The organism is Candidatus Leptofilum sp. (assembly GCF_965223285.1).
Classification (GTDB): Bacteria; Chloroflexota; Anaerolineae; order Promineifilales; family Promineifilaceae; genus Leptofilum.
The window spans coordinates 6,203,830-6,215,574 of record NZ_OZ244997.1 but is presented as its reverse complement, the minus strand read 5'-3'; the positions used below and the strand labels follow the sequence as shown (position 1 = coordinate 6,215,574).

9 protein-coding genes are annotated in these 11,745 nt (G+C 54.0%); 2 read left to right on the top strand and 7 right to left on the bottom strand.

The features are described 5' to 3' along the window. Positions 1-7: 7 nt before the first annotated feature. The 3 genes from ACOQPU_RS27825 to ACOQPU_RS27815 form a co-directional block, all read right to left on the bottom strand. Entirely contained in the window at positions 8-1,705 is a 1,698-nt protein-coding gene (locus ACOQPU_RS27825; protein ID WP_420643088.1) for a DUF4129 domain-containing protein, read from the bottom strand. Then, positions 1,702-2,985 (bottom strand): DUF58 domain-containing protein, encoded by a 1,284-nt coding sequence (locus ACOQPU_RS27820; protein WP_420643087.1) that lies wholly within the window; start codon positions 2,983-2,985, stop codon positions 1,702-1,704. Before ACOQPU_RS27820 ends, ACOQPU_RS27825 begins: the two co-directional genes overlap by 4 nt. Before the next feature lie 77 nt (positions 2,986-3,062). Continuing rightward, on the bottom strand, positions 3,063-4,010 hold the full coding sequence (locus ACOQPU_RS27815) for an AAA family ATPase (RefSeq protein ID WP_420643086.1): 948 nt from the start codon (positions 4,008-4,010) through the stop codon (positions 3,063-3,065). Positions 4,011-4,127: 117 nt separating this feature from the next. Here ACOQPU_RS27815 and ACOQPU_RS27810 point away from each other — a divergent pair, with 117 nt between their 5' ends. Both ACOQPU_RS27810 and ACOQPU_RS27805 read left to right on the top strand, forming a co-directional pair. Beyond that, positions 4,128-6,104: a DNA methyltransferase gene (locus ACOQPU_RS27810; protein WP_420643085.1), complete on the top strand. Its 1,977-nt coding sequence runs from the start codon at positions 4,128-4,130 to the stop codon at positions 6,102-6,104. A 290-nt stretch (positions 6,105-6,394) separates the two neighbouring features. Further along, positions 6,395-7,378 carry an IS110 family transposase gene (locus tag ACOQPU_RS27805; protein ID WP_420642832.1) on the top strand — a complete coding sequence of 328 codons (984 nt, stop codon included), beginning with the start codon at positions 6,395-6,397 and terminating at the stop codon, positions 7,376-7,378. Positions 7,379-7,409: 31 nt separating this feature from the next. On the opposite strand, the gene ACOQPU_RS27800 is transcribed toward ACOQPU_RS27805, so the two are convergent. The 4 genes from ACOQPU_RS27800 to ACOQPU_RS27785 form a co-directional block, all read right to left on the bottom strand. Beyond that, positions 7,410-8,465: an SPFH domain-containing protein gene (locus tag ACOQPU_RS27800; RefSeq protein ID WP_420643084.1), complete on the bottom strand. Its 1,056-nt coding sequence runs from the start codon at positions 8,463-8,465 to the stop codon at positions 7,410-7,412. Positions 8,466-8,574: 109 nt separating this feature from the next. Then, positions 8,575-9,150 (bottom strand): hypothetical protein, encoded by a 576-nt coding sequence (locus ACOQPU_RS27795; RefSeq protein WP_420643083.1) that lies wholly within the window; start codon positions 9,148-9,150, stop codon positions 8,575-8,577. 98 nt (positions 9,151-9,248) lie between these two features. Next, positions 9,249-9,767, bottom strand: coding sequence for a hypothetical protein (locus ACOQPU_RS27790; protein WP_420643082.1), 519 nt, complete (start codon positions 9,765-9,767; stop codon positions 9,249-9,251). Between the two features lie 5 nt (positions 9,768-9,772). Further along, positions 9,773-11,692: a DUF2207 family protein gene (locus ACOQPU_RS27785; RefSeq protein WP_420643081.1), complete on the bottom strand. Its 1,920-nt coding sequence runs from the start codon at positions 11,690-11,692 to the stop codon at positions 9,773-9,775. Positions 11,693-11,745 lie beyond the last annotated feature (53 nt).

Genomic DNA, 11,745 nt, shown 5'->3' with positions numbered 1-11,745 from the left:
CCAATGGTCACTTGCGGCGCAGGCTGGATTTTACCTGCCGCCACCGTTTTTTAACGGGGTTCACATCTTCGGCTTCAATGGGCGAACGGCCGTATCGCGCTTCCAAAAATGCGTCAGTCAGCGCATCTACATCTTCCTCCGCTTCCGGCCAATTCTCTTTTAAGTCCTCAGCGAACTCCAGCGGTGTTTCGGCCTGCTCACGCGCTACCCCTTTGTTGGAGGCACGCTTGACGGTAGAGAGGTAGAAGTAGCGGATTTGCTCTCGGGGCGAAAGGGAGTTGATGCGAATAAAACGCCAGGGGGGCTTGTTGCCATCTTTGCGTTCCTTTGGTTCCCGTTGCAGGCGGGTGCGGACGGCTTGCTGCCAATCCTGTACCTGGCTGCCTGCCTCTCGCCAGGTGATTTGCAGCCACTGCAACAATCGCTGCCACCAACTTTGCAGAACGGCCGTATTGACTTTCACGCCACGCTCTCGCAGGAAAAAGCTAATCGCCATTGCGCTCATCACAATGGCTACAGCCCAGAACAACGAGCTGGTGATAAGGCCCGCGTCGATGGGGGAAGGTGGAATGGCAGAAGGGATAGGTGTAGCAGTTGGTGTGGGCACGGGCGGAATAGTTGGCTGTACCAGTGGTTCTAATCCGTCGCTGCCTGGTTCGCCCGCAAATAGAGACAGGAGAAGTGCTAACAGGGTAGAAAATAGCGAAATGATGAAGCTGGCAACGGCCGTTACCCCCTGCAAAATGCCGTTCAAAATATTGCTGATGGCAAAGGTTGAGCCAATGGGTAGAAAAGCGGCAAAGAGGGCGACGCCTCCCAGCAGCCATAAGGTGTACCGATGCCAGCTCTTTTCTACATGCCCGGTGCGCGTCGCTCCGTTAATGAGCCAACGGGCGTTCATCGCTGCGAGTTGTGCTTGGCTTAGCAAGCTAAATCCGGCCAAAAAGTAAACCAGCAAAAAGAGCAGCAGCTCTGGCCGCAGTCCCTGCCTGGCCAACGCCAGTGAACTGCCTCGGTAAATATCCACCACGTCAAAATTGCTCATCGCCGTGACAATAGCCAGTAAAAGTGCCCCGCCTACCCATTGTTGGAAAAATGAGACCACAATAGCACCTCGATTGGTGCGGATGGGTTTGTCGCTGGCAACGCGCTCTTTTTGTGGCATCGTGTAATAGTGCACCTCTGCCAGATCAATCGACAATCTGCTAAAAGTGGCTCCCAGGGAAATGGCTCGCTCCCAGGCAAATAAGGTCAAAATACCGCTGACGATAAAAGAGTTATCCACCAAGTAGAGAAGAGGTTGGCCTAACATATCGGGAATATCGGCGATGGCTGGCCAACTATCAAATATAGTCCAGGTAAACAGGCGCAGCAGCAGCGTGAGTAAGAATAGTTCCGCAGCCCGGTAAGCGGTGTGGTTCAACAACCTTCGGTCGGGTTGTTGAAGCCAAATTGAGGTGTAGCAGCCTTCGAGTGTAACCAGAAATAAAAACAGGGAGTAAGGAAGCCAGCTGTCGCTGCGGGTAATGATTTCGATGAGAACCAGCACGGCCGATCCGAGTGCAGTGATGAGCAAGCTGATGAGCAGCGGTTGAATGAGCGTGCGCGACCAGCGGTTGGTGATAAAAGCCAGCCGGGGATCATCAACGGAAAGCAGCTTTGCTGGCTCGTTGGCGGTTGGTTTCTCTGCGGTTTGCTGGCTCACGGGGCAACCCCCATCTGATACGGCCGTCGCCATCGGTCGAGATCACGGGGAGTGTGTACGTTGTAAGCGGTAAAGCCCAGCCGCCGGGCGCGTTCCCGCACCAGGCCAAAATCATAATTTGGCTCGATGGCAATGAGAATGGGATTGAACCCGGCGCGCACCAGGCGATGCAGGCTTTGGCACACCGCCTCGCTGCCATTGGCGGTAATTGCCAAAATAGTAACCCCCCAGTTCAAGTGTGAACACGCACTGCCAGCCCAATCGACAAAGGGAACAGTCTCTTCAGCCTCGATGCGTGCCAAACGCTCTAAAATTTTAATGAGGTGAGGACGGCCGTTTCGGGGGGGAATAGCAGCCGGGATGAAGGCAGCTGGATTGGCCTGGATTTCGGCATGGCTGGGGCGCAGCAGCCGTCCGGTGGCTTCATCAAAGCCGTGCTGCTGGCTGGCCAAGGGATCAATTCCGTTGGTGATAAGCCCCACACTTTGCCGCTGGTTTACCAAATGCGCCGCCAGCGACGCGGCTACCTCTATGGCCCATTCCGCAATATCTTGCCGATTGCCGAAGGTGTAATCTGGCGTGTGCAGGTTGAGCAGAACGGCCGTTTCCAATGAAATAGCAGGCTGGAACGTTTTCACCATCAAATTGCGCGTATGCGCGCTCGCTTTCCAGTTAATTTGCCGGATCGTATCACCAGAGCGGAAATCGCGAATCCCCATCGGGCGAGCCGGGTCTTCAAACAGCCGCTGGTGGCTGGCGATGGTGCCAAACGGTAGTCGCGAAGGCAACCCTAGCTGCGTCAGCGGCGTGATGCGGGGGTAGATGGTGAGGTGGTCAGCAGGTAAAAAGGCAACCTGTTCTGGGTAGATGCCAAACAGATCGCCAGTGGTGAGCCGCAAGGGGCCAAGCTGGTAATAGCCTCGGCGGCGGGCGATGATAGTATACTCAAATTCGGCCGTTTCGCTTCGGCGCAAAGAGACGACCTGGTGCAGCGGTTTGCCATGTTTTAGCTGAATGGCGACACTTTCTTGCAGTTGAATCCAGGGAACGGGCAAACGACCGCCGTTCGTTAACTCAATAATGACAGGTACCACCTCGCCCCAAAACGCCTGCCGGTCGTAGCGGCGACGACTCTTCAAATTTTTCTGGGCGCGGGGCATTAGCCAACGCCCCCAGGCGTAAATCCCCACGCTTACATAAATCACGTAGAAAATAAAATCCACGCGCAAATAGAAGGCGATGAGCAACAGGATAATGATTAAGGCAGAGAAGTTTCCCATTTGTTTTAGCGGCTAGTTGTTGGTTGCTAGTGAATAGTAATTTTACCAGCGACTAACCACCAGCCACTACCCACTATTTACTCCAATTCCCCAATATCCAGCGGCGTATCGGCCATGATCTCTTTGAGGATGCCCGCGTTGGTATGGCCGCGCAGGGCACTTTCTGGGTGGATGAGGCAGCGGTGGGAGAGGATGACGGGCGCGAGTTTTTTTACATCGTCAGGCAGGGTGTAGTCACGTCCCTGCACGGCCGCATGCGCCTGAATGCCTCGGTAAAGGGCGTGGCTGCCGCGCGGGCTGGCCCCCAGAATGAGGTCTTTGTGTCGCCGGGTGGCAAACGTTAGCCGCACAATGTAGTCGCGCACGGTGTCATCCACATGCACGTCCCACACCTGCCGCGCCAATTGGGGCAGATCGTTGCCGTCCACCACCTGCTGCAAGCTGTCGATGGGATGGTCGCGGCCTAGATTGAGCAGCATCTGGCTTTCGCTAGCCTCGTCCAGATAGCCCAGGCTCAGTTTCATGAAGAAGCGGTCTAGCTGGGCTTCTGGCAGCGGGAAGGTGCCCTCGTACTCAACTGGATTTTGAGTGGCGAGGACGAAAAACGGCCGTTCCAATTCATGTGTCACCCCGTCCACCGTCACCTGCCGCTCGCCCATCGCCTCTAACAGAGCCGACTGCGTGCGCGGCGTGGCGCGATTGATCTCATCCGCCAGCAAAATATTGCTAAAAACCGGCCCCGGCACAAAAGTAAAGCCCTGCTTTTGCTGGTCAAAAATGGAAACACCCGTCACGTCGTTGGGCAGTAGGTCGGGCGTGCATTGCAGCCGCTTAAACTGGATGCCCAGGCTAACGGCAAAGGCGCGTGCCAGCATCGTCTTGCCCACGCCAGGCACATCCTCCAGCAGCGTATGCCCTTCACACAGCAAAGAAACGACCAGCATCTCTAAATTCGGCCGTTTGCCGATAATCACTTTTTCTACATTATTTAGCAAGGTGTGGGAAAACTCTTGGATTTCTTTCATTAGGGTTATTGTCCCTCACAAGAGGGAGTTTGCAAGTATGTGAGTGTGCAAGTTTGTGTTTACTTGCCACGTGCATACTTGCCCACTTCTCTATCAAGCGCATAAAATAGCCACAGCATGAAAATACCACTTGATACCCATTTTAACACCGATTTTGCCAACCAGATTGCCCAACTGGAAGCGTATAACAAGCATCATTATCGCCCCAACAGCTATTTACACAAATGGTGGGCGCGACGCTGCGGCAGCACCTTCCGGCTGATTTTGAAGCAGTTAGTGGCCGACGAGGCGCAGCGAGATTATTATGCGCCGGGCGGCTTGGCAGGCAAAATTATTCTAGACCCGATGATGGGAGGCGGCACGACGCTGCATGAGGCAATCCGGCTGGGGGCGCACGTCATCGGGGCGGATTTGGAGCCGATTCCGGTGCTGCAGGCCCGCGCCACGCTGACGCCGGTGGACATGGTGGTTCTAGAGGAAGTGTACAAGCAATTTTACACGGCGTTGCGCCGAGAAATCGCGCCGTTTTTCCAGATAACTTGCCCGGAGAGTGGGTTAGAAACGGCCGTAAATTACACGCTCTACGGGGTTCAAAGAAAATGCAACGGCCGTCCCGTCATCATGGTGGATTCGCTGGTGCTGCGAATAGAATCTGATGGCTCAACCATCCAGCTTTGCCCACGCTGCCACGCGGTTTTGCTGGATACGGCCGTTTGCCATTGCAATACGAGCGACAAGCCCCCACTGCTGGAAAAAGGTAGCAAAACTTTTGCTGGCGAGCCTGCTTCGTTTGAAGATGATTTGACGCTACCCTTTTACCAGCGCTACGTGCCGCTGGTTTTAGTCACGCGCTGCCCGCAGCAAAAAAAACTGCAATTCAAGGTGCCAGACGCAGATGATTTGGCACGACTGGCGCAAGCAGAAAAACTGCGCCCTACGCTGCCGTTTGTCCGGGCCGATTTTGCCATTGAGCCGGGGCGTAAATCGCGCCAGCTCACGCCGCGCGGCATTCACAACTACCTGGACCTTTTTTCCAGCCGCCAGCTTCTTTTCTTGTACCACGCTATCCGGCTGCTGTCTCAGTTTTCCCCTGAGATTCGGCTCAATTTAGGGCTTTTGGTCTCCACGTCGCTGGAATTTAACTCGATGCTGTGTGGCTATAAAGGCAAAAACAAGCGGCGGGCGGGGGCCATTCGGCATACATTTTCGCACCATGCGTACTCGTTTCCGTACACTGCGCTGGAGAATAACCCGGTTTACCCGCGCAAAGCGTCTGGGACGCTGCAAAAATTATTTCAGTCGCGGATTCGGAACGGCCGTACATGGGCACAGAAGCCACGCGAGCGGGTAATTGGTGAGCAGTTATTGGTGAACAGTAAACGGAATTTTACGGAGGTTGTGGGTGAGAAGGATTTTGGGGGAGAGGTGGATTCCGTAAGGGAAATGACGCTGGATAGCAACCAACGGTTTATGCTGCTGCAAGGGTCTTCCACCCAACTCGATTTGCCAGATGGCAGCGTGGATTTTATTGTGACCGATCCGCCGTACTTTGACAGCGTGCAGTACAGTGACCTGGCCGCCTTTTTCCGCGTTTGGCTGCGCCACCTGCTGCCAGATGCGGCCAACTGGGCTTACGACACGCAGCAGTCGGCGGTAGACCCACACCAGCTAGACAGCGAAAGCCGCTACACAGAGTTGATGACTGGCATTTTTAGCGAGTGCAGGCGAGTGTTGAAGGCTGAAAACGGCCGTTTCATCTTCACCTTTCACCATTGGAACCCCAAAGGGTGGGCGGCTCTCACGGTAGCCTTGCGGCAGGCGGGGTTTGCTCTGGTCAATCGGTACGTGGTGCATTCAGAAAGTCCAATCTCGGTTCATATTTCTGGCATGAACGCTTTGCGACACGATGCGATTTTGGTGTTTGCTCCGGCAGAACGTGTGGCTGTGGATTGGGAACGGCCGTCCCAAATCAACCTCACCGACAGCGAACAGTTTTGCTACGATTGTGGCACCTTTTTGGGGTGGATGTTGCAGCAAGATGTGGCGGAAACGGCCGTGTTGCCACTCTGGCAGGCGGCATTGGCCGATAGTTGAAACCCGATAAGGATTAGCCACAGAGAACACAGAGGAAAAAGAGAAAAAACTCTTGAACCTCTGTGTTCTTGTATGATTGAAAATGAGAGATAATCAGCGTATACAGATTACTTCTCAAGCAGCAGGGTGATGTTCATTTGTGACCAAAGTCATCAAACTCGGCACAGAGATTAACGCCCCTGCTGCATACTCTATCAAGAGGACGAACGGTATCTAAAGCCACTTTCAGGGTTGAGCTTGAATTCGCAAGAAGGTTCGCTGGATAGAGTTAACCCTCAAGGATGGAACCGATGTTAACGATGAGCCTTGGTATCGATATTTCTAAAGATAAGCTAGATGTCGCTCTCTATCAAACAGGTCGCTACAAAACAGGCAGCTTCAGCAACGACAAAGACGGCTGGCGACGGTTGGCTAAATGGCTCAAGAAGCAAAAGGCCAAAGGGGTTCATGTCTGCCTTGAAGCCACGGGTCGATACGGTGAAGGGGTAGCGATGTACTTAGACAAATGTGGCTATGCTGTGAGTGTGGTCAACCCAGCTCGCATCAAAGCCTATGGCCAGAGCCAGCTTCAACGCAATAAAACAGACCAGCAAGATGCCAAGGTGATTGCCCATTTCTGTGCCACCCAAAACCCAAGCCTATGGGCACCGCCATCGCCAGAGGTGCAGGAGCTGCAAGCCCTGTCTCGTCGTTTGGAAACGTTGAAAGCTGACCGAACCCGAGAACTGAATCGGCAACAATCTGGTCTCACCTCTGAGACCGTTCTGACCAACATTGCTGCCCATATTGCTTTTCTTAACGACCAGATTGCTGAGATTGAACAGCAAATGCGTGACCTAATTGACCAAGACCCTGACCTTGGCCAACAACATGAGTTGTTGACGTCGATTCCTGGTATTGGTGACATCACCGCTGCCAATTTCATGGCCGAAGTCCCTGATGTAACCCGGTTTGAGTCCGCTGGACAGTTGGCAGCCTATGCCGGGCTATCGCCACGCAAACACCACTCAGGCTCATCCATTCATCGACCCGGCCGTTTGGTTAAGATAGGCAATCGTCGTTTTCGCGCTGTGATGTATATGCCTGCCTTGTCAGCGATGCGTCACAATCCAATTGTCCAGGCACTCGTCGCTAGGTTGACCGCCAAGGGCAAGAGCCGCATGACGATTGTGGGGGCAGCGATGCGAAAACTGGTTCATTTGGCTTTTGGTGTTTTGAAGCATCGACGGCCGTTTGACCCTAATTATCTTGTTAATCTGCAGGGTACCACTTGATTTTTATCACGGTATCTCTGTGGCAAAAAAATCATCCAGCCAGGAATGCTTCCATGTTGGCTTTGCTGATGCGATACGCATTGCCAATCTTGCGGGCTTTCAAATCGCCAGCCTCGATAGCGGCCACCACATCTTCATAAGAAACCTGCAAAATTTCGGCCGCCTGCTGCGGGGTCATCACGTCTGGCATACCTGCACTTTCGCCACTAGATGCGGTTGGTGCAGCCTGCGGCTGTTGTACTTGTTGGGGCTGCTGTTGTTGCTGCATACTCTGCATCGCAGCCATACCCATCGCGCCAAATCCAATTTCGCCCATGTTACCACCTCCAGATGGATTGTTGGCGGCATCTACAAAGGCGTCTGCCTGTTGCTTCTGCACGTAGCTGGTGCCGTACCCCATGTTGGTCACCACTTCCAACGATTTGGGATGCAGCCCCATGCGAATGTTAAAGTCAACCAAAACCATGCCCAAGGCATCAAATTCTGCTTGGAGCAGGCCAATGAGCAGTTCATTGAGGTCTTGCGAGAAGGATTGCAGCTGCGCCGGGCCGAGATTCTTGGCGATGGCCAGCTCGCTCATCTTGTCTTGCATCATGATGGCCAATTTGGGGTCGAGGCGATCTTTGAGCTGGGGCTGGCGCACGCTTTCGCGGAAGGCGTCCATGGCCTGCAAGAAGCGCCACGGCTCCTTGACGCGCACCACGTAGGTGCCGTTGCCCACGATGGCGCTAGCCCCCGGTGGGCGGTTCAGATGCTCGATGATGATGGGTTGGGTGGTGCCCCACTTCATCGTCAGGTCGGTGGTTTTGACGTAGTAAACGTCGGCGGTGAAGACGTTTTTGCCGCCAAACAGCCCTTTTTCTACCCAATCCATGAGGAAGGGGACGTTGGCAGTGGTTAGCACGTGTGTGCCGGGTTCAAAGGTTCCCATTGCTTCACCACTGCGCACGAAGACGGCCGTTTCCCCCGGATTCACAATACAGGGAGAGCCTAATTTAATATCACCCAGGCCGCCAGGTGGGAATTTTCGTACAACTTCATCCCGAAGCCAGGAATCAATTGCGACGCGATCAAATACTTTTGCCATGAGTCAATTCTCCTTAAATAATCCGCAGATTTCGCAGATTTCGCAGATTATTTTGTTGGTAAAAGAAAATCTGCGTTAATCTGTGTAATCTGTGGTTCCATTACTTGAATTAGAAGTCGCTTTTTAGCTCGTCAATGTCGTTGGGTTCGCCAATGCCTTTGATCACTTCGTCACGGCCGTCGAAGGTGCTGTTGGCCTCTTTGAGCGTGTTGTCCAGCTCACGAATCGCTCCGGAAATATCGCCATCTTCATCAACGGCCGCTGCCAGCAAGCCCGTTTCTGCCGCAATCTGGTTGGCAAAATTCAGCATATTTTCATCGAAGGCGTAAATGCGGGCCAAATCTTCTTCTTTCACCTTGATGGCATCGAAGAAACCAGCGTAGCCTTGGGGGGCATCTTTCACCTTGCCGATGAGTCCCATCAGGCGCGTGTCCACGCGGCCCAGCGGTTCGGCGTGGTCAATTGCCTTGATGATGTCGCGGCTCAACGATTCGCTAACGCCGCCGAGCTGCAACCGACTGCCTTCCAGCCGGTCAGCAATGGTTTTACGCAGCAATTGATCTGCTTCGCGCCGACGGCTGCGTTCCATGTAGCCATCCAGGCCAGGGATTTTGCTCAGTAAATTGCCCAGCCCGGTTGATTCGCCCTGGATTTTGTTAAATAAGTCGGAAATTTGTTCTTTCATATTGGGTCGCCTCTCTCTAATATGATTTTTAGAGCAACTGTACAGGTGACAGTCACTTTTCCAGATTCTATTGGTGAGACACTTTTTTTAAGTGACTGTCACCTTTCTAAAAAATATTCTGTGCCGCAGAAGGGACAGCGAATAACGCCCTTTCCGGCCAGTTCCAACTCGCCACCGCAATGTTCGCATTTGTGAAGCTGATGCAGCTCAGTTGCTTGACGAGAGTATAACATACCTTCATCCCAGTTTACATAGCCAGAAAACAGCCCCATCCCCACGAGTTGGTACAGATTTTGCTGTACGGTCTCGCGGTCGCTGTTTAGCTCGATGACCAGGTCACTAATGGCAATTTGGCCGCGTGTTTTCACCATGTCTAGCAATTGGCGCTGCTGTTGGGCGCGGGCGGCAACGGCCGTATCCTGCCCACCCTTCCAAAAGAGAAATGCACCAAAGCCCAACTGTGGCAGCACTAGCACCAGTAAACCCAGCGTGATGCCCAGCGCCATGCCGCCAGCGGTCAGCCGCCCCTCGCCCCGATAAACGCCCATCAGGACGACAATGATAATGCCAACGATGATGCCGCCAGCGATGAGAATAAGTCCTAGTGTTCTGCCCATAATTTTTATCCAAAGCCCCTATTGCCACCGCCACCGGAGCTGCCGCCACTAAATCCGCCACTGAAGCTGCCAGAGCTCCGACCTCCGGTGCTGCTGGTGGAGCGCACGCTGCGCATGGTGGAGGCGGTGCTGTTGAGCATTCGCGTAAGCCCGGCCGACATGGATTCCAGCCCACCTGCCATGCCATCTGCGGCCGAATCGAGGGTGGGTAGGGATGGGGTGGTGCTGCCACCACCGCTGTTGCCGCCTGTGCCGCCAGAGCCGTGATAGATGGAACGGCCGTAGCCATACGGGTAATACCAGCGCGGTACTGGCGTGTAGGGCGCGGCCGAAAATTTGCGAATCCAGCTGCGGTCTAGGCCAAACGCCGTGGCGTAGGGTAAATATTTTTCAAACAAATCGCCAGCCTGCGCCAGCTCTTCATATTCTTCAATATTTTGGAGATACTTTTTGAAGGCATCCCATTTTGTCTTTTCTTCAGCACCTTTGGCGGTTTTGGTGGGCATGTGCCGCCCCACCACGCCTACAAACAGGGCAGTGATGCCCAGCGCAATCGAGGCACAGCAGCCGACAAAGGCGGCGTCTTCTGGCAAGGCAATAACCGGGATAAAGAAGGCAATCATGCCGATAAAAACCATCAGCCCTGCCCAAAGGCCGTACCGGTTCCGCACTTTGTCTGGGGAACGGTCTACCAGCCCTTCGGCAATGAGCTCTTCGTAGAGCATTTTACGCAATCGGGGCAGCTTGCTGGCAAATTTGTAGCGCAGTTCAGATAGCTTGCGCTCCTTTTTGCGGCCAAAAAATGATTTGAGGAACTGGGTTTCGTACGGCCGTAACCCTCCCTTACTTTCATCTACCAGCGTAAAAACATGGTTTTTCGCCTTGTTCTCGCTGATGCTAAGGTAGCCACGCTGCGCCAAATCCACCAGGGTGGAGATGATGTCACGCATGTCGGCCTTTTCATCTACCAGTGTGCCCACCACCGCCGGGCGCAGGTTAGAGGGCGGTTCGGGCAAATAGTCCGGCACGATGAGCCCCGTTTCCGGGTCGCGGCCGCGAACGTACCACAAGGCCAGCACGCCCAGCGGCCCGCCGACCAAAATCAGCACGGAGATGACAATCCCGATGAGGCCATACACATCGGCGTTTTGCTGCCGCGCTTGCCAATCCGGGGTGGGGATGTCCAGAATGCCGTGCGGGAACTGGACACGCACTTCAAAGGCCTGTCCGGGCAAGAGGGGTTCGAGGAGGGTGTAGGTGATGATACGGCCGTCTTCACTCGCTCTTGTCTCTACTAAATTAGAATCCCCAGCCGCCAATCCCTCAATTAGATAGGTGCCATCGTCAAGGTACCGCTGCGGCTCAACTCCTTCCGGCAAGCGAATGGTGACGGTGCTGTTCTGGATGCGCCCAGGATGGTCTGAGGGAATCGCTTTCCAGAAAATCTGGTCGCCGCTGCCCTCATCCGGCGTGCCAACAATGACGCCACCCTGAACCACGTAGCTGAAGGTGTAGGTTTGTTGTCCTACTGCTGGCTCAAAATACCAATCAATCCGCACTTCATCGCGGGATTTGCTGACTTCAAACGTGCCGGGGGTGTTGCTGCTGGATTCCTGATAAACTAAATCTCCTTCGCGCAATTGGATGTCGAAGATGTCGTCGTTGTTGCCCACGCTGCCAGTAAGGATGGTGCCGTAGCCAAAGGTAAACGGCTCGCCAGAGAAGTTGAGCACCTGCGTTTCTTCAATGACCATGTCGCCATTTTCCAGCAGCGTGATCTCTACATCAAACCGCTCCCAGTAAAATGATTTCGTTTGTGCTTCCGCCGAACCGGTCAGGATTAGAATTGCCAGCAGCAGGCCGGCTAAGAGGGAAACGGCCGTACGTATTCTTGATTTTTGTAGGTTAACCTGGAATGTTTGCATTCGCTCCCTCAAAATTTTATTGTGCGCTCCAAGCTCGGCGAGGTAATGTAGTT